Raw genomic sequence first — 17,933 nt, forward strand, 5'->3', positions numbered from 1 at the left:
GGCTCGGCGCTACCGGTCGCGTGGCACGTCGTTGTAGCGCCGAGCCATGCTCGGCGGGGACGGTCGTGGCACGTCGTTGTAGCGCCGAGCCATGCTCGGCGGGATGCTTCAGGCCGCGCTGCAGTGTTCGACGATCAGCTGGATGGCGGTGCCGCCGCGGTAATCGTCGCAGGCCAACCGATACGCCAAGTGGACATTGCGGGCCGGCGCGTTGCCGGTCCAGCCACCGAACTGGATCGCATTGATCAGACCGGCCACGCCGGGGCGGCGCAGTTCCAGCTTGAGGTGGCGTTCCTTCAACACCCGCCAGTTGGTCACCTCGAAGTGTCCATCGAACAGCGGTTCCGGGAACCCCTGTCCCCACGGGCCGGCAAGCCGCAGCGCGTCGGCGTGCCGATGGTCGAGCTCGTCGCTGTCGAGTTCGCCGTCACTGAGTATCTGCTGCTGCAGCATCACCGGGTCCAGCATCTGCTGGACGGCTGCGGCGAAGGCGACATGGAACGATGCCAAGTGGGCATGCGGCAGGCTCATGCCGGCGGCCATCGCGTGGCCACCGAAGCGCTCGATCAGGCCCGGCTCCTGTGCATCGACCAGCGCCAGCGCGTCACGGATGTGCAGGCCCGGAATCGACCGCGCAGAACCGCGCAACGCGTGACCGCCCGGCTCCGCAGGCGCGAAGGCGACCACCGGACGATGCAGGCGGTCTTTCATCCTGGAGGCGACCAGCCCGACCACGCCCGGATGCCACTCGGCGTCGAACAGCACTGCGGCGATCGGCCGCTGCCCGTCGTCGTCCAGCACCACCCTGGCCACGGCCTTCTCGGCATCGTCGGTCATGGTCTGCTGCACGGCGCGTCGCTCGGCGTTGATCTGCTCCAGCGTCTGCGCGATGTCGCGCGCCTGTGCCGGGTCCTCGGTCAGCAGCAGCGCGATGCCCAGCGCCATGTCCTCCAGGCGGCCGGCGGCATTCAAGCGTGGTCCCAGCGCGAACCCGATATCGGTGGCCGTCAAGCGCGCGGCGTCGCGCCCGCTGGCTTCGATCAAGGCGTTCAGCCCGACGCAGCCCTGCCCTGCGCGCAGGCGCCGCAGCCCGGCACTGACCAGCGCCCGGTTGTTGGCATCCAGCGCCACCAGGTCGGCGACGGTACCTACCGCGACCAGGTCCAGCAGCGTGGCCAGGTCCGGTCCCTTGCCGTCGGCGAACACCGCTGCCTCGCGCAGGTGCCGGCGCAGTGCCAGCAGCACATAGAAGATCACGCCGACGCCGGCCAGCGATTTGCTGGGGAAGGCATCGTCATGCAGGTTCGGATCAACGATGACATCGGCCGGCGGAAGCTGCGGACCAGGCAGATGGTGGTCGGTGACCAGTACCTGCCAGCCCTTGGCCTTGGCCGCCGCCACCCCGGCATGGCAGGCGATGCCGTGGTCCACGGTGACCAGAAGATCCGGCTGCAGCAGGGCCAGTTCTTCCACCAGCGCCGGCGACAGGCCGTAGCCGTGCACCATTCGATTGGGCACCGCATGTGCGACGTGGCGCGCGCCGAGCATGCGCAGGCCACGCACGCCGACCGCACAGGCCGTGGCGCCATCGCAGTCAAAATCACCCACCACCACGATGCGCTTGTCCGCGGCGATCGCCGTCGCCAGCAGCTGCACGGCGCCATCGATGCCGCTCAACAGCTCAGGGGCATGCAGGCTGCCCAGCTTGGGCAGCGCCAGTTCGGGCGTATGCGCGCCGCGTGCGGCATACAGGCGCGCCAGCAGCGGCAGCGTGCCATCGGGCCAGGCACCAGGCAGCACCGTATCGCGACGGCGGATCATCGGCACATCGGACGTAGGCTGCGCAGCATCGGCGGCAAGGGACATCGGCATCGCCGGGTTGCGGAAGACATGCGCATGATACCGCGCAGCAGCACCATCGGGATTGGCGGAGCAAGCGCGATCAGCCATGCTTGCCCGCCCCACGCATTGGACTTCATCGCATGCGCCGTCCTGTTTCGACCGCCCTGTTCGGCTTTGCCCTTTACGCCGCATCGATGTCACACGCGACCGCGGCCAGCGGTGCTGCATTCTTCGAACAGGACGCGTTCATGGCCTGCGACAATACCGGCACCTGCCGGATAGCGGCTTTCGGTCCGTTGGCACCGCTGATGCTCGGCATGCTGATCGAGCGCGCGGCGGGGCCGCAGACCGCTGTCACCGCACGCATCGCGATGGCGGAAGGCGCAGAGGATGCGCCGCGCTCTGTCACGGTGGGGGGGCCGCAGGGAGCGCTGCGGCTGCGCGCCAAGGGAAAGGACCTCGGCGAGATCGGTCGGATGGAATCCCCAGGGGAAGATCTGGCGTTGCCCGATCGCTACGTGTCGGCCTTGATCGAGGCATTGGCGGCTGGCGATCGCGTCGAGCTGGTCGATGGCACGGGCCACGCGTGGCCGTTGTCCGAGCACGGTGCCGGCCCGTTGCTGCTGAAGATGGACGAGGTACAAGGGCGGCTGCACACCCCAGGTGCGCTGGTACGCAACGGCGCGCAGCCGGAATCGACGGTGCCCTCTGCCGTGCCGGCGCCTTCGCTGAAATCGCCGCCGCTGCTGGTCGAAACACGCGAAGACGACGGCCTGCTGGCCGAGCGCGTAGACCTGCGCCAGCTGCTGCAACCGGCGGCCGATGCCAAGGACGCCTGCATCCTGGCGTCTTCGCGCCGACTTCGCGTCGAACGGGTGGATGCCAGCCATGTCCTGGCCGTGTTGAGCTGCGCGACCGAGCGCTACATCGTTCCAGCAGGGACGTGGCTGGTCCGCGACCGCCCGCCATTCTCCCCCACCCTGGTCTCCGGTGCCGCGCTGTTTCCGCTCCCTCCTCACGCGGTGTTCGTGGAGGAAGGCGTGGCGACCGGCACGGACACCTGCGGCAGGACCCGGCATTGGGCCTGGGACGGAGCGCGCCTGGTGATGAGCGCCGAGTTCGTCGGCGCCGACTGCGTCGGTCCGAGCCACAGGCACTGGCAGCTGCCGACCTACCTTGGCAGGATGGACTGAGCCGTTCCACAGCGGTCGCATGCTGTACCGCCGTGGGCCACACCCCGCCATGGCGGGGCTGCTTCAGGCCTCGTGCAACTGTCGCGGCTTCTTCCAGAACCGCCAGCGCTGCGAGCGCTGGAAGCCGAACTGCACGCCGTCCTCGAAATCCAGCACCAGGCGATGCAGCTCACCGCGCTGGAGCGCCTGCAGCAGCGGGATGATCGCCTGGTTCGCCAACTGGTCCAGCGAGCGCAACGGACGCAGATCGACCAGCGCATCCACCGATTGCTCGCCATCCACCTGCACCCCGGCGGCCGTCGCCAACGCACGCAGCAGCGCATCCCGGCTGCGCACCTGCGCATGCGGCGTCGCCACGCTGCGCGGCAGGCGTCCTGCACCCCAGAACCACAGCGAGTTGATCGGGCTCAGCCCCTGCGCGACCCGTTGTCCGTTCCACGGGTGTGCATGCAGCACCACCTGGGTTTCGGTAAGCAGCGCACGCCAGCGCCGGCCTTCCGCGCCGCTCGGCAGGTGGCTGAAAAGATCATCGCCGAGCACGTCATCCGGGCTGGCGAACACGGGCAAGGTCATGTCGTCCGGTACGCGCAGGTACCAGCGCGACGCCACCGGGGCATCCAGATGCAGGCCATGTTCGGCGAACACCGGCAGCAGGTCCGGCAGCAGGGCGACGGCATCCTCGTGTGACGGGCGCAGCGTGTCGCCGTGCCCCATCATCCGCGCACCGTGCATGTCCGGCACCATGTGCGCCGGATCGGCGCGCAGCCAGACGTGGCCGGCCGCATCGCCGGCATCCAGCTGGCGGGTCAGCGCCGCGGCCGGCATCGCGCCGCCGCCGGCGGCATCAAGCGCATCGGACGCCCCCTGCACGTGGAAGTGACGCTGCAGCTGCGCGCCCTCCCCGGCTGGGTGCTCGCTGCGCTCGGCGCGACCGAGCGCACGTGCCACTTCATCGGGCAACGCGGCCACCGCGAATCGACTGCGTGCAGCCAGCAGCAGCGTTGCCGTCGCCATCGATCAGCCTGCGTAGCTGACGCTGACGATCTCGTACTCGCGCTGGCCGGCGGGTGCATCGATGGTGATGCTGTCGCCTTCCAGCTTGCCGATCATCGCCCGCGCCACCGGCGAGGAAATGGCGATCAGGCCGAGCTTGATGTCCGCTTCCAGGTCACCGACGATCTGGTAGTTCTTCTCTTCGTCGGTTTCCACGTCAGCCAGCGTCACCGACGCGCCGAACACCACCTTGGAGCCGGCATTGAGCTTGGACACGTCGATGATCTCGGCGTGCGACAGCTCGCCTTCCAGCTGCTTGATGCGGCCTTCGATGAAGCCCTGTTCTTCGCGCGCGGCGTGGTACTCGGCGTTTTCCTTCAGATCGCCGTGCTCACGCGCTTCGGCGATCGCGGCGATCACCTTCGGGCGCTTGACCGACTTCAGCTGTTCCAGCTCTTCGCGCAGACGCTGCGCGCCCTTCATCGTGATGGGAGCTCTCATGCGTTCAGTTCCTTGTGCAGTTCCTGCAGCGACCAGACCGGGCCGGTACCGCGGAATTCCAGCGAATGCACCAGTGCCTTGGCACCGGCGATGGTGGTCGAATAGGTCACGCGGTGCTGCAGCGCTTCGCGACGGATGGAGAACGAATCGTTGATCGCCGCACGGCCTTCGGTCGTGTTGACGATGTAGACGATCTCACCGTTCTTGATGCGGTCCACGATGTGCGGACGACCCTCGACCACCTTGTTGACGATCTCGCATTCCATGCCGTGCTGCTGCAGCCACGCGGCGGTGCCACGGGTAGCGACCAGGCTGTAGCCCTTGGCCAGCAGCGCCTCGGCGACCGGCAGCACGCGCTGCTTGTCCGGGTCACGTACCGACACGAAGGCCTTGCCGACCGGCGGCGCCTTGATGCCACCGGCTTCCTGCGCACGCGCGAAGGCGGCGCTGAAGCTGCGGCCCACGCCCATCACTTCACCGGTGGAGCGCATCTCCGGCCCGAGGATCGGATCCACGCCCTGGAACTTGGCGAACGGGAAGATCGCCTCCTTCACCGAGTAGTAGTCCGGCACGATTTCCTTGGTGGCGCCCTGTTCGGCCAGCGTCTTGCCGGCCATGCAGCGCGCGGCGATCTTGGCCAGCGGCATGCCGGTGGCCTTGGACACGAACGGCACGGTGCGCGAGGCACGTGGGTTCACTTCCAGCAGGTAGACGATGTCTTCACCGTTCTCACCGGCCTGGATGGCGAACTGGGTGTTCATCAGGCCGACCACGTTCAGGGCCTTGGCCAGCTCCACCACCTGGCGGCGCAGCTCGGCCTGGGTTTCGGCCGACAGCGAATACGGCGGCAGCGAGCAGGACGAATCGCCCGAATGCACGCCGGCTTCTTCGATGTGCTCCATCACCCCGCCGATCAGCACGTTGCCCTGGCTGTCGGCGATGATGTCCACGTCCACTTCCACGGCATTGTCGAGGAAGCGGTCCAGCAGCACCGGCGAATCGTTGGACACCTTGACCGCATCACGCACGTAGCGCGCGAGGTCGGACTCACCGTAGACGATTTCCATCGCACGGCCGCCCAGCACGTAGCTCGGGCGCACCACCAGCGGGTAGCCGATCTCGCGCGCCAGCAGCAGCGCTTCCTGGTCGTTGCGGGCGATGCGGTTCGGCGGCTGCTTCAGGCCCAGGTTGTCCACCAGCTGCTGGAAGCGCTCGCGGTCTTCGGCCAGGTCGATGGAGTCCGGGCTGGTGCCGATCACCGGCACGCCATTGGCTTCCAGCGCGCGCGCCAGCTTCAGCGGGGTTTGCCCGCCGTACTGCACGATCACGCCCTTCGGCTGTTCCAGTTCGACGATCTCCAGCACGTCTTCCAGCGTCAGCGGCTCGAAGTACAGGCGGTCGGAGGTGTCGTAGTCGGTGGACACGGTTTCCGGGTTGCAGTTGACCATGATGGTTTCATAACCATCTTCGCGCAGCGCCAGCGCGGCGTGCACGCAGCAGTAATCGAATTCGATGCCCTGGCCGATGCGGTTGGGGCCACCGCCCAGGATCATGATCTTGTCGCGGTTGCTCGGCGCCGCTTCGCACTCGTCCTCGTAGGTCGAATACAGGTAGGCGGTACCGGTGGCGAACTCACCGGCGCAGGAGTCCACGCGCTTGTACACCGGGCGCACCTTGTGCGCACGGCGCAGCGCGCGCACGGCCGCTTCATTGGTGCCGGTCAGCTGGGCCAGGCGGGCGTCGGAGAAACCAGCACGCTTGAGCTTGCGCAGGCGCGCGGCGTCCAGCGCGTCGATGCCGCCGACCGTGACTTCACCTTCGGCGGTGATGATCTCTTCGATCTGGTCCAGGAACCACGGATCGATGAAGGACAGCGCATGGATCTCTTCCACGCTCATGCCGGCACGGAAGCCGTCAGCCACGTAGAACAGGCGCTCCGGGCCGGGAGCCTTCAGCTCGCGGCGCAGGGTCTGCATGTCCTCTTCGTTGCCCAGGTCCAGCTCGGTCGGGTCGAAGCCCACCTTGCCGGTTTCCAGGCCACGCAGCGCCTTCTGCATCGATTCCTGGAAGGTGCGGCCCATCGCCATCACCTCGCCCACCGACTTCATCTGGGTGGTCAGGCGCGCATCGGCGGCCGGGAATTTCTCGAAGGCGAAGCGCGGAATCTTGGTGACGACGTAGTCGATCGACGGCTCGAACGAGGCCGGGGTCAGGCCGCCGGTGATCTCGTTCTTCAGTTCGTCCAGGGTGTAGCCCACGGCCAGCTTGGCGGCAACCTTGGCGATCGGGAAGCCGGTGGCCTTGGAGGCCAGTGCCGAGGAACGCGACACGCGCGGGTTCATCTCGATCACCACCACGCGACCGGTGTGCGGGTTGATGCCGAACTGCACGTTCGAGCCACCGGTATCCACGCCGATCTTGCGCAGCACGGCGATGGAGGCATCGCGCAGGCGCTGGTATTCCTTGTCGGTCAGGGTCTGCGCCGGGGCCACGGTGATCGAGTCACCGGTGTGCACGCCCATCGGGTCCAGGTTCTCGATGGAGCACACGATGATGCAGTTGTCCGCGGTATCACGGACCACTTCCATCTCGAATTCCTTCCAGCCCAGCACCGATTCTTCCACCAGCACTTCGGTGGTCGGCGACAGTTCCAGGCCGCGGGTGACGATGTCGATCAGCTCTTCGCGGTTGTAGGCGATGCCGCCGCCACTGCCGCCCAGGGTGAAGCTGGGGCGGATGATGGTCGGGTAGCCGACGCGGGTCTGGATATCCAGCGCTTCTTCCAGCGTGTGGGCAACCGCCGCCGACGGGCATTCCAGGCCGATCTCGCCCATCGCCACGCGGAACAGCTCGCGGTCTTCGGCCATGCGGATCGCTTCGCGCTTGGCGCCGATCAGCTCGACGTTGTACTTCTCCAGCACGCCGTTGTCGGCCAGGTCCAGCGCGCAGTTCAGCGCGGTCTGGCCGCCCATGGTCGGCAGCAGGGCGTCGGGCTTTTCCTTGGCGATGATCTTCTCGACCGTCTGCCAGTTGATCGGCTCGATGTAGACGGCGTCGGCCATCTCCGGGTCGGTCATGATGGTGGCCGGATTGCTGTTGACCAGCACCACGCGGTACCCCTCGTCGCGCAGCGCCTTGCAGGCCTGCGCGCCAGAGTAGTCGAACTCACAGGCCTGGCCGATGACGATCGGGCCAGCACCGATGATGAGGATGGTTTTCAGGTCAGTGCGCTTTGCCATTTTCTTCTCTAGGTCGGTACAGCGTGACAAGGGGGAGTGATCGCACGCTGACGATCAGGAAATCTGTTCCGCGTCGAAGTCGATGCCACATTCGCGCTTGAGCGCGGCAGACATCGTCTCGCCTATGTTTTCCGGCATCCCGCCGTCGGCACCCAGGCCGTCGATGAAGCGCTGGAAGGCAGGGGTTGCCATGAAGCGGGCGATCTCCACCTTGTTCGCCTCGCTCACCTCCGGGCCTTCGCTGGCCACGCCCTGCTGGGCCGCCGCGCTGGCCTGGAAGGTGCGGCCCATGTCGGCACCGGCCGGCGTGGCCATGAACTGCTTCCATTCGCCCACCAGCACCGCCCCGTCTTCACCGAGATTGCCGGCGATCTGCTGCTGGAAGTGGGCGTCGAGCAGCTTGCCGATCTGGCTGGACGCACAATCACGCCCGCCCTGGTCCAGCGCCTTCAGCGTCGGGGAGATGCTGAACAGCACTTCGGCGCTGCTCTTGCCCAGCCCGTGCATGCCGAGCTGGTGCATGATCACCGCCACCTCGGCCGGCGTGGCCGGCTGGGCGCTTGCGGTACCGGCCCACAACAGGCCGGCCAGCAGTGCGGTAACGCGCATCAGGCCTTGGCCTCGGCCATCAGGGTCACGAAACGATCGAACAACGGGCCGACGTCGGTCGGTCCCGGCGAGGCTTCGGGGTGGCCCTGGAAGGAGAACGCCGGCACGTCGGTGCGCGCGATGCCCTGGTTGGTGCCGTCGAACAGCGAGCGGTGGGTCACCCGCAAGGTAGCCGGCAGGGTCGCTTCATCCACCGCGAACCCGTGGTTCTGCGAGGTGATCATCACCCGGCCGCTGTCCAGGTCCTGCACCGGATGGTTGGCGCCGTGATGGCCATGGCCCATCTTCAGCGTCTTCGCGCCGGACGCCAGCGCCAGCAGCTGGTGGCCCAGGCAGATGCCGAAGGTCGGCACCCTGGCGTCCAGCACGGTCTTGATCGCGCTGATCGCGTAGTCGCACGGCTCCGGGTCACCCGGGCCGTTGGACAGGAACACACCGTCCGGCTTCAGCGCCAGCACGTCGGCGGCAGGGGTCTGCGCAGGAACGACGGTCACATCGCAGCCGCGTTCGGCCAGCATGCGCAGGATATTGGTCTTCACGCCGTAGTCGTAGGCCACGACCTTGTACTGCGACGGCACGCTGACGAACGCGTTGGCATCCAGGTCGAGCTGGCCTTCGTTCCACTGGTAGGTGGTTTCGGTCGACACGACCTTGGCCAGGTCCATGCCCTTCAGGCCGGGGAAGCTGCGCGCAGCCTCCAGCGCCTTCTCCACGCTGATGCCCTCGCCCGCCATCAGCGCACCGTTCTGGGCGCCCTTCTCGCGCAGGATGCGCGTCAGCTTGCGGGTATCGATGCCGGAGATGGCGACCACGCCACGCTGCAGCAGCCAGTCCTGCAGGGAAACCTGGCTGCGCCAGCTGCTCGGGCGACGCGGCACGTCGCGCACGATCAGGCCGGCCGACCACACCTTGGACGCTTCGTTGTCCTGGTCGGTCATGCCGGTGTTGCCGATGTGCGGGTAGGTCAGCGTGACCATCTGCCGGGCGTAGGACGGATCAGTCAGCACTTCCTGGTAACCGGTCATGGCGGTGTTGAACACCACTTCACCGACGGACAGGCCGGGCGCGCCTACGGATTCGCCCTCGAATACGGTGCCGTCTTCGAGGACGAGGATTGCGGCTTGGGTCACGGAAATCTCACTTTGGCTACCGATGGGGTACCGAAGGTCACGCCTGCGCTCACGGTAAAAACCGGTTGCAAAAAAGCGCGGACGTACGGTTCAGGACCGGTCCGGCTATCGTGTTTCGGCGAGTGCGAATTGTAGACGCATGCGGCGTCCGGCGCCAGCGCCACGTTGCAGGTAGCGCGCCGCGAGATCCTGAACGGTAGCGCCGACCCATGGTCGGCGAGCGCAGCGGGCCCTTCGCGCGGTGCCCCCCCCCCCCGCGCACCCCGTTCAGCCGTTCAGCAGATCCCGCACCCGGTAACTCCCCGGTGCCCGTTCAGCCAGCTGCCGCGCGGCGAACAAGGCGCCGCGGGCAAAGATGTCGCGGTTGGTCGCCCGGTGCACCAGTTCGATCCGCTCGCCCAGCCCGGTGAACTGAACGAGGTGCTCACCGACGATATCGCCGGCGCGCAGGCTGGCGTACTGCGGCGTGGCCCCGCCGCGTCCGGCCGCCGCCCCCAGCGTCAGCGCGGTGCCCGAAGGCGCATCCAGCTTGCGCGTGTGGTGCGATTCGACGATGTCGCAGTCCCAGCCAGCCAATGCCTGTGCGGCGCGCTCGACCAGTTCATCCAGCACCGCCACGCCCAGGCTGAAATTTGACGCCCACACCAGCGGTATCGCCTTGGCCGCTGCATCCAGCGCCTCGCGCTGCGCCTGGCTGATGCCGGTGGTGCCGGAAACCAGGCCCGCGCCGCGTTCCACGCACAGCGCCAGGATCGCATCGAAGCCTTCGGGCAGGCTGAAATCGATGGCCACATCGAACGGCGGAGCGCCGTGCAGTTCCTTGGCGGCGAAGTGCGGGATACCGCCCACCACCCGCTGCGCAGGCGCGCGGCCGGTGTAGGCGCCCACTACTTTCAGCGTCTCGGTATGTTCGGCGGCCAGCCGCAGCAGGGCCTGGCCCATGCGCCCGGAAGCGCCATGGATGAGCAATCGCAGGGGAGTCTGGTTCATCCGGAAAGGCTAGCGGCTGGGCCTGCATTTGCACAGGGGGCATGCGCCCATCGCCTGTGGTGGATGCCTCTACCGCTGCGCTCGCCGAGCGTGGCTCGGCGCTACCGTGGCCCTGGTAGTGACGGCCGCTGGCCGTCCTGCTCCTGCTCCTGGTGGGTGACGACCGTTGGTCGTCACGCTACTGCCCGCCGCTGCGCTCGCCGAGCAGGGCTCGGCACTACCGCACTTAGTGCGCCTTGGGCGGCGTCGGCCCGCAACTGTCACACCCACCGCAGGCTCCGCCGCCGCCGCTGGCCGGCGGTGCGATGCGTCGGCCGAGCGACTGCCGCCAGCCCGGCCGGCCGGAGCGCAGCAGGCCCAGCGCCAATGCACCGCGCGCCTTGCGCACCGTGCCCGGGAACTGCTTCTTCAGCACCACCCACGCACTGGCCAGCACCGCCAGCGCCACGATCAGGTACTGCAGCAGCAGGCCGGCCTCCATCAGCCGCCTCCCAGCGCCACGGTCACCTGATAGGTGACCAGGGCTGCAATGTAGGCTGCGGCAAACAGATACACGGTCGCAAAGCCCACCTGCTTCCACGAATTGGTTTCGCGCTTGATCGTGGCCAGCGTGGAGATGCACATCGGGGCATAGATGAACCACACCAGCAGCGACAGGCCGGTGGCCAGCGACCAGCCGTCACTGACGATCGGGGTCAGTGCGGAAATCGCCGCATCATCATCCGGCGCCGACAGCGCGTAGATGGTCGCCAACGAAGACACCGCCACCTCGCGAGCGCCCATGCCGGGGATGAGCGCGATGCATATCTGCCAGTTGAAGCCGAGCGGGGCGAAGATCGCCGTCATCGCATGGCCGAGCTGGCCTGCGTAGCTGTAGTCGATGGCCGGCATCGTCGCATTGGCCGGCGCACCGGGGAAGGACAGCAGGAACCACAGCAGGATGGTCAGCGACAGGATGATGCCACCGACGCGCTTGAGGAAGATCATGCCACGTTCGTACAGGCCAACCGCCAGGTCGCGCGGGTGCGGGATGCGGTATGACGGCAGCTCCAGCATCAGCGGGTGCTCGCTCTTGTCGCGGCGCCACTTCTTCATCACCCAGGACATCAGCAGCGCACTGAAGATGCCCGCCGCGTACAGGCCGAACAGCACCAGTCCCTGCTGGTTGAAGATGCCGACCTTGCCATCGGGAATGAACGCGCCGATCAGCAGCGCATACACCGGCAGGCGTGCCGAGCAGGTCATCAGCGGGGCCACCAGGATGGTCGCCAGGCGATCCCGCGGGTCCTGGATGCTGCGCGTGGCCATGATGCCGGGCACCGCGCAGGCGAAGCTGGACAGCAGCGGAATGAACGAACGCCCGGACAGCCCGGCCGAGGCCATCATGCGATCCAGCAGGAACGCCGCGCGCGGCAGGTAGCCGGATTCTTCCAGCGCCAGGATGAAGGCGAACAGGATCAGGATCTGCGGCAGGAACACCACCACCCCGCCCAGGCCGGCGATGATGCCATCGGTGACCAGGCTGGCCAGCGGGCCTTCCGGCAGCACCGCGCCGGCCCGTTCGCCGAGCCAGCCGAACAGCGCTTCGATCCCGTCCATCATCGGCGTCGCCCAGGCGAATACCGCCTGGAAGATCAGGAACATCACCACCACCAGGGTGGCCAGGCCGAACACCGGATGCAGCAGCCAGCGGTCCAGCGTGTCGTCGATCTTCGCGGTGCGGGTGGGCATGCTGACGGCGGCGTCGAGGATCCCGCGCACCTGCGCGTGGTAGTCGATGCCCTGCCCTTCCACCGCCACCACCGGCGCACCGAGGTGCGGCACCATCGCATCCAGCCGCTCCACCAGCGCCTGCGCGCCATGTTTGCGCACCGCCACGGTTTCCACCACCGGCACGCCGAGCGCACGTTCCAGCGCCGGCACATCGATCTTGATGCCACGACGCTCGGCCGCGTCGACCATGTTCAGGGCCACCACCATCGGCTTGCCCAATTCACGCAGTTCCAGCGCGAAGCGCAGGTGCAGGCGCAGGTTGGTCGCATCGATCACGCACAGCAGTACGTCCGGTGCCGCCTCGCCGGGGTAGAAACCCCGGCACAGGTCACGGGTGATCGCCTCGTCCAGGCTGGCCGGCTGCAGGCTGTAGGCGCCCGGCAGGTCGAGGATGGCGAACTCGCGGCCGGACGGCGCGCGCATGCGGCCCTCCTTGCGTTCCACGGTGACGCCGGTGTAATTGGCGACCTTCTGCCGACTGCCGGTCAGCTGGTTGAACAGCGCGGTCTTGCCGCTGTTCGGGTTGCCGACCAGCGCCACGCGCAGCGGCAGGCTCGCAGCGTTGCTCATGCCGGCGCCCCCTGTTCAGCGGTCACCTGGATGCGCGCGGCCTCACTGCGGCGCAGCGCAAAACGGGTGAAACCGACCTGCACCAGCAGCGGTTCGCCGCCAATCGGGCCGCGCGCCACCAACCGCACGGACTCGCCCTTGACGAAGCCAAGTTCCCTCAGGCGACGGGCGATGGTGTCGTTGGCGTGCGTGTCATGGACGGTTTCGACCACGGCGTTGGCTTGCAAAGGCAGATCGGACAGCGTCACTCGCGCACTTTCCAGTGATAAGAATGGTTATCAATTGTAACATCGCCGCGCCGCGTCATGGCCCATGACCTTTGGACCGCTATGATCCGTACAGGTATCGAGTAATTGCGGACTTTATGACGGATTCCCTGCTGGTCGAGCGCTCCGGCGCCCTGCTTACCCTGCGCCTGCACCGCCCGGCGCTGCACAATGCCTTCGATGACCAGCTGATCGCCGCATTGACCCGCGAGCTGGCGCAGGCCGGCGCGGACCGGTCGGTGCGCGCGGTGGTGCTGGCCGGCGACGGCGCCTCGTTCTCGGCCGGCGCGGACCTGCAGTGGATGCGCGGCATGGCCGCCGCCAGCGAGGCGGACAACCGCCGCGATGCGCTGGCGCTGGCCCACCTGATGCGCACCCTGGACGAACTGCCCAAACCCACCCTCGCACGGGTCCACGGCGCCGCATTCGGCGGTGGCGTCGGCCTGGTGGCCTGCTGCGACATCGCCATTGCCGCCGACAGCGCACGCTTCGGCCTGACCGAAAGCCGGCTGGGCCTGCTGCCAGCGGTCATCTCCCCGTACGTCATCGCGGCCATCGGCCCGCGCCAGGCGCGACGCTGGTTCGCCACCGGCGAGCATTTCGATGCCGCCACCGCACTTCGCATCGGGCTGGTACACGCGGTGGTGCCGGGCGAGCAGCTGGATGCGGCAATCGAGCAGCAGCTCACACTGCTGATGGCGGCCGGACCGGTGGCGGCGGCCAGTGCCAAGACCTTGGTGCGGCACGTGGTGGCCACCCCCGATGCCGATGCACGGGACCAGGCCAATGCCGAACTGATCGCCCGCCTGCGGGTGTCTGCGGAAGGCCAGGAAGGCCTGGGCGCGTTCCTCGGCAAGCGCGCGCCGGGCTGGATCGACGCCGGCTGAGCCCGCGCGTCTTCACGCCATGGCCGCCCTGCGGCGTCGATGCTGCGCGCATCGGCCCGCCCCCGGTGAAGCGGTTCATGCAGCGGGCTGGCCGGTTGCTTCGACGGCCCGCGTATATCTCTCTCGTGGCCACCACTGCGCGCGCCACTTCATCTACAGGATGTTCCGTGATCGTTCCCTCCCGCCTTTCCCGCCCCGCCTGTCCTGCCGCCCGCCCGCAACCGGGGAGGCGCCGCGATGTCTGATTTCGTCCGCATCGTCGAAGTGGGCCCGCGTGACGGCCTGCAGAACGAAAAGCAGCAGGTCAGCACGGCCGACAAGATCGCCCTGATCGACCGGCTGTCCGCCACCGGCCTGCGCAGCATCGAAGCCACCAGCTTCGTCAGCCCGCGCTGGGTCCCGCAACTGGCCGATGCCGCCGAGGTCTACGCTGGCATCGACCGCCGCACCGGCGTGGCCTACCCGGTGCTGGTGCCCAACGAACAGGGGTATGAGCGTGCACTGGCGGCAGGCGTGCAGGAAGTAGCGGTGTTCACCGCCGCTTCGGAAGCCTTCAACCGCACCAACATCAATGCCGGCATCGACGAGTCGCTGGCACGTTTCGAACCGGTCCTGCGCCGGGCCGCCGACGACGGCGTGCGCGTGCGCGGCTATGTCTCCACGGTGCTCGGTTGCCCCTACCAGGGGGAGGTGCCGGTCAGCGAGGTCGTGCGCGTGGCGCGGGCCCTGCATGGCATGGGCTGTTACGAAATATCGCTCGGCGACACCATCGGCGTGGGCACGCCGCGCAAGGCCTTGGCGATGCTGCAGGCCGTCGCCACCGAGGTGCCGATGCAGGCACTGGCCGTGCATTTCCACGACACCTACGGCCAGGCCATTGCCAATATCGCCAGCTGCGTGGAAGCCGGGGTGCGCGTGGTGGACAGCGCGGTCTCCGGCGCCGGCGGCTGTCCGTATGCGAAGGGCGCCAGCGGCAACGTGGCCAGCGAAGATGTGGTCTACCTGCTGCACGGGATGGGGCTGCAGACCGGCGTGGAGCTGGAGCCGCTGGCCGGGATCGGCCGCTGGCTGTCGGCGCTGCTGGGCCGGCCCACCGCCAGCCGCGTCGGCAAGGCGATGGCACCGACATGAGCCGCCGCGGCCCCTGCGACGACCTGGCCGCTGGCGGACATCCCGCCACGCAGAGCGACGCACTGGCCGCACTGGACCATGCGCTGTCCCAGCCGCACCGCGCCGAACAGCACGCGCTGCTGCAGCAGGCCCGGGAGGCCCTGGACGAGGCGATGCAGCAGCGCCACGACGCCGAGCAGCGCTACGCCGCCCTGTTCGACGCGGTGCCCGACCCGGTCAGCATCCTCAGTTCGGCCGGGGTGGTGATGGACCTCAACCGCGCTGGTGTGCGCGCCTACGGCCGTCCGCGCGAGGCCATCGTCGGCCAGCCGATCGAACTGTTGAACCCGGACCTGCCCAGCGACCACCTGGAACCGGTGTGGGCCGCCCTGCAGCGCGGTGACACCTATGTCATCGAAGTCACCAACATGCGCGGTGACGGCAGCCGGTTTCCGGTGGAGGTGCATTCGGCCGGCTTCGAACTGCAGGGCGAACCGTGCATCGTGGCGGTGGCGCGCGACCTGAGCGGGCGCTGGCAGGCCGAATCGCGCTATCGCCTGCTGATGGAATCCATCGACAAGGGCGTGATCCTGTTCGACCGCGAACTGCACGTGGTATCGGCCAATCCGGCCGCGCACCGCATCCTGGGCACGGCCGGCACCGGCTCCAGCCTGCAGACCCTGCTCGACCCCCACGACTGGATCGTGGTGGACGAACACGGGCACCTGCTGGGCCATGATCAGTGGCCGGCCAACCGCTGCTTCCAGGCGGGCCGGGTCATCCGCAGCACCATCGTCGGGCTGTACCACCGTCCCCGTGGACGCATGCTGTGGCTGTCGATCACCAACGTGCCGGTGTTCGGCAATGGGCGCGACCATGCCGACCATGTGTTCGCGATGTTCAGCGACATCACCGAACTCAAGCGCAACAACGCGCTGTTCGACCGCGCCCAGTCGTTGGCCCACATCGGCGGCTGGGAGTGGGATCGCGGCCTGGCGCGCCTGTACCTGACCGACGAAGCGCGCCGGATCCTGGGCCAGGAGCTGCCGCTGGATGACATGCCCGACCTGATGGAGTGCCTGCGCAGCGATGACCGGCTGGCCCTGCAGCAGGCGCTGGCGGCCAGCGTCGTGGCGCGCAGCAGCTTCACCCTGGAACTGCGCGGCCAACGCGCCGATGGCCATTCCTTCTGGGTGCGCATGATCGGCGAGGTGTCCGAAGGCGACGTGGACGCCGCGCGCATCGCCGGCACCGTGCAGGACATCACCGAACGCAAGCAGGCCGAGGAAACCCTGCGCATCCAGGCGCGTACCGATCCACTAACCGGCATCATGAACCGCGATGCGGTGCTCGGCGACCTGGGGGTACGGCTGTCGAACCCGACCCACTGCAAGGTCGCGGTGCTGTACATCGACCTGGACCGTTTCAAGACGGTCAACGACCTGCTGGGCCACAGCGCAGGCGATGAACTGCTGGTGGAGGCCACCCGCCGCATCGCCCATGCGATCGGCACCGAAGGACTGCTGGCGCGTTTCGGTGGCGATGAGTTCCTGGTCATCTGCGATACCCGCGACCAGGCCGATCAACCCGAACGACTGGCGCAGCGCATCACGGCGGCGTTCGAGCCGGCGTTCGTGTTCGGCAACGACGAGTTCGTGGTCACCGCCAGCATCGGCATCGCCTGTGCACCACGCGATGGGGTGCGTCCGCAGCAGCTGATCCAGAATGCCGACACCGCGATGTACGACTGCAAGCGCCGAAGCCGCAACGGCTGGCAGGTGTTCTCACCGGAACTGGCGCAGGCGCAGCACGACCGCCTGCAGATCGAAAGCCGGCTGCACCGCGCGCTGGAAGCCGATGAATTCCGCCTGGTCTACCAGCCGCAGGTGAACCTGCGCACCGGCGAGGTGATCGCCGCCGAAGCGCTGATCCGCTGGCAGAACGAGCAACTGGGCGAGATGCGCCCGGACCTGTTCATCGCCCACGCGGAAAGTACCGGCGACATCGTGCGGATCGGCCAGTGGGCGCTGCGCGAAGCCTGCCGCCAGGTCCGCCAGTGGCAGGACGAAGGCCTCGGGCTGGTGCGGGTGGCGGTCAATGTGTCCTACCGCCAGTTCACCGGCGACGACCTGGCGCTGAAGGTGCGCCAGGCGCTGGATGAGTTCCATCTGCCCGGCACCGCACTGGAACTGGAGTTCACCGAGCGTGTGCTGATCGAGGATGCGCCGGACACCCTGCGCACCTTCGCCCGGCTGCGCGAGATGGGCGTGATGCTGGCCATCGATGATTTCGGCGAAGGCTACAGCGCGCTGAATTACCTGCGCCGGCTGCCGATCCACGGCCTGAAGCTCAGCCAGCTGTTCGTGGAGGGCGTGCCGGGAGACCGCTCGGACATGGCCGTGTGCGAGGCGATCTGCGGGATCGCCCGCAGCCTGGGGCTGGGCGTGGTGGCCGAAGGCATCGAATCCGAAGCCCAGCGCCGCTACCTGATGGGGCTGGGGGTGAATGTCGGCCAGGGTTTCCTGTTCGCCCCGGGGCTGACGCCGGAAGAGTTCGTAAGGAAGTTGAAGTAGGTTTTTTTGCGGTGGTGGGGCAAAGGCGTGATTTGTTGGCTGGGCCGGGCTGGTGGGAGATGCGGGGCACGCGCAAGTACGTCCATGTAGCTCTTCGCGGCTCCTGCCGCTCAAGGCCCCGCATCCCCCACCCGCCCGACCCCGGACAGTTTCCGTGCGCCGCCACCGCGATGGTAGAAAGAAGAAAAGCGGTAGCGCCGACCCATGGTCGGCGGAAACCATCAGACCCCGTTCCCCCACCCTCCGCCGACCATGGG

14 protein-coding genes are annotated in these 17,933 nt (G+C 67.8%); 4 read left to right on the forward strand and 10 right to left on the reverse strand.

The annotated features are described in order from the left end of the window. Positions 1–108 precede the first annotated feature (108 nt). The gene (gene recJ, locus ABE522_RS16375) at positions 109–1,866 is read right to left on the reverse strand and encodes a single-stranded-DNA-specific exonuclease RecJ (protein ID WP_346592610.1); all 1,758 of its coding nucleotides are present in this window, start codon (positions 1,864–1,866) and stop codon (positions 109–111) included. Between the two features lie 116 nt (positions 1,867–1,982). Here recJ and ABE522_RS16380 point away from each other — a divergent pair, with 116 nt between their 5' ends. Then, positions 1,983–3,035, forward strand: a complete 1,053-nt coding sequence (locus tag ABE522_RS16380) for a DUF1176 domain-containing protein (protein ID WP_346592611.1) — start codon at positions 1,983–1,985, stop codon at positions 3,033–3,035. Between the two features lie 63 nt (positions 3,036–3,098). On the opposite strand, the gene ABE522_RS16385 is transcribed toward ABE522_RS16380, so the two are convergent. The 9 genes from ABE522_RS16385 to ABE522_RS16425 form a co-directional block, all read right to left on the reverse strand. Beyond that, positions 3,099–4,049, reverse strand: a complete 951-nt coding sequence (locus ABE522_RS16385) for a phosphoglycerate mutase (RefSeq protein WP_346592612.1) — start codon at positions 4,047–4,049, stop codon at positions 3,099–3,101. 3 nt (positions 4,050–4,052) lie between these two features. Continuing rightward, a complete protein-coding gene (gene greA, locus ABE522_RS16390) occupies positions 4,053–4,517 on the reverse strand; it encodes a transcription elongation factor GreA (RefSeq protein WP_182657515.1) in 465 nt (154 codons plus the stop codon). A gap of 8 nt (positions 4,518–4,525) precedes the next feature. Then, on the reverse strand, positions 4,526–7,768 hold the full coding sequence (carB, locus tag ABE522_RS16395) for a carbamoyl-phosphate synthase large subunit (protein WP_346592613.1): 3,243 nt from the start codon (positions 7,766–7,768) through the stop codon (positions 4,526–4,528). 54 nt (positions 7,769–7,822) lie between these two features. Next, a complete protein-coding gene (locus tag ABE522_RS16400) occupies positions 7,823–8,377 on the reverse strand; it encodes a hypothetical protein (protein ID WP_346592614.1) in 555 nt (184 codons plus the stop codon). Then, positions 8,377–9,507: a glutamine-hydrolyzing carbamoyl-phosphate synthase small subunit gene (gene carA, locus ABE522_RS16405; RefSeq protein ID WP_346592615.1), complete on the reverse strand. Its 1,131-nt coding sequence runs from the start codon at positions 9,505–9,507 to the stop codon at positions 8,377–8,379. The genes ABE522_RS16400 and carA overlap by 1 nt, the downstream gene beginning before the upstream one ends. 267 nt (positions 9,508–9,774) lie before the next feature. Further along, positions 9,775–10,497 (reverse strand): 4-hydroxy-tetrahydrodipicolinate reductase, encoded by a 723-nt coding sequence (gene dapB / locus ABE522_RS16410; protein ID WP_346592616.1) that lies wholly within the window; start codon positions 10,495–10,497, stop codon positions 9,775–9,777. 226 nt (positions 10,498–10,723) lie between these two features. Next, on the reverse strand, positions 10,724–10,978 hold the full coding sequence (locus ABE522_RS16415; RefSeq protein ID WP_182657486.1) for a DUF6587 family protein: 255 nt from the start codon (positions 10,976–10,978) through the stop codon (positions 10,724–10,726). Then, positions 10,978–12,840 (reverse strand): ferrous iron transporter B, encoded by a 1,863-nt coding sequence (gene feoB, locus ABE522_RS16420; protein ID WP_346592617.1) that lies wholly within the window; start codon positions 12,838–12,840, stop codon positions 10,978–10,980. Before feoB ends, ABE522_RS16415 begins: the two co-directional genes overlap by 1 nt. Next, entirely contained in the window at positions 12,837–13,088 is a 252-nt protein-coding gene (locus ABE522_RS16425) for a FeoA family protein (RefSeq protein WP_346592618.1), read from the reverse strand. Before ABE522_RS16425 ends, feoB begins: the two co-directional genes overlap by 4 nt. Positions 13,089–13,204: 116 nt before the next feature. On the opposite strand from ABE522_RS16425, the gene ABE522_RS16430 reads away from it, so the two are divergent. From ABE522_RS16430 to ABE522_RS16440, 3 genes are all read left to right on the forward strand, one after another. Beyond that, positions 13,205–13,993 (forward strand): enoyl-CoA hydratase-related protein, encoded by a 789-nt coding sequence (locus tag ABE522_RS16430; protein WP_346592619.1) that lies wholly within the window; start codon positions 13,205–13,207, stop codon positions 13,991–13,993. Positions 13,994–14,230: 237 nt separating this feature from the next. Further along, entirely contained in the window at positions 14,231–15,124 is an 894-nt protein-coding gene (locus tag ABE522_RS16435; RefSeq protein ID WP_346592620.1) for a hydroxymethylglutaryl-CoA lyase, read from the forward strand. Further along, positions 15,121–17,676: a sensor domain-containing protein gene (locus tag ABE522_RS16440; protein ID WP_346592621.1), complete on the forward strand. Its 2,556-nt coding sequence runs from the start codon at positions 15,121–15,123 to the stop codon at positions 17,674–17,676. Before ABE522_RS16435 ends, ABE522_RS16440 begins: the two co-directional genes overlap by 4 nt. Positions 17,677–17,933 lie beyond the last annotated feature (257 nt).

The organism is Stenotrophomonas lacuserhaii (genome assembly GCF_039674585.1).
Classification (GTDB): domain Bacteria; phylum Pseudomonadota; class Gammaproteobacteria; order Xanthomonadales; family Xanthomonadaceae; genus Stenotrophomonas; species Stenotrophomonas pennii_A.

Bases quoted from the DNA above. Each gene is read 5' to 3' on its own strand.
- recJ (WP_346592610.1), bottom strand. From the start codon at position 1,866: ATGTCCCTTGCCGCCGATGCTGCGCAGCCTACGTCCGATGTGCCGATG.
- ABE522_RS16380 (WP_346592611.1), top strand. From the start codon at position 1,983: ATGCGCCGTCCTGTTTCGACCGCCCTGTTCGGCTTTGCCCTTTACGCC.
- ABE522_RS16385 (WP_346592612.1), bottom strand. From the start codon at position 4,049: ATGGCGACGGCAACGCTGCTGCTGGCTGCACGCAGTCGATTCGCGGTG.
- carB (WP_346592613.1), bottom strand. From the start codon at position 7,768: ATGGCAAAGCGCACTGACCTGAAAACCATCCTCATCATCGGTGCTGGC.
- ABE522_RS16400 (WP_346592614.1), bottom strand. From the start codon at position 8,377: ATGCGCGTTACCGCACTGCTGGCCGGCCTGTTGTGGGCCGGTACCGCA.
- dapB (WP_346592616.1), bottom strand. From the start codon at position 10,497: ATGAACCAGACTCCCCTGCGATTGCTCATCCATGGCGCTTCCGGGCGC.
- ABE522_RS16415 (WP_182657486.1), bottom strand. From the start codon at position 10,978: ATGGAGGCCGGCCTGCTGCTGCAGTACCTGATCGTGGCGCTGGCGGTG.
- feoB (WP_346592617.1), bottom strand. From the start codon at position 12,840: ATGAGCAACGCTGCGAGCCTGCCGCTGCGCGTGGCGCTGGTCGGCAAC.
- ABE522_RS16430 (WP_346592619.1), top strand. From the start codon at position 13,205: ATGACGGATTCCCTGCTGGTCGAGCGCTCCGGCGCCCTGCTTACCCTG.
- ABE522_RS16435 (WP_346592620.1), top strand. From the start codon at position 14,231: ATGTCTGATTTCGTCCGCATCGTCGAAGTGGGCCCGCGTGACGGCCTG.
- ABE522_RS16440 (WP_346592621.1), top strand. From the start codon at position 15,121: ATGAGCCGCCGCGGCCCCTGCGACGACCTGGCCGCTGGCGGACATCCC.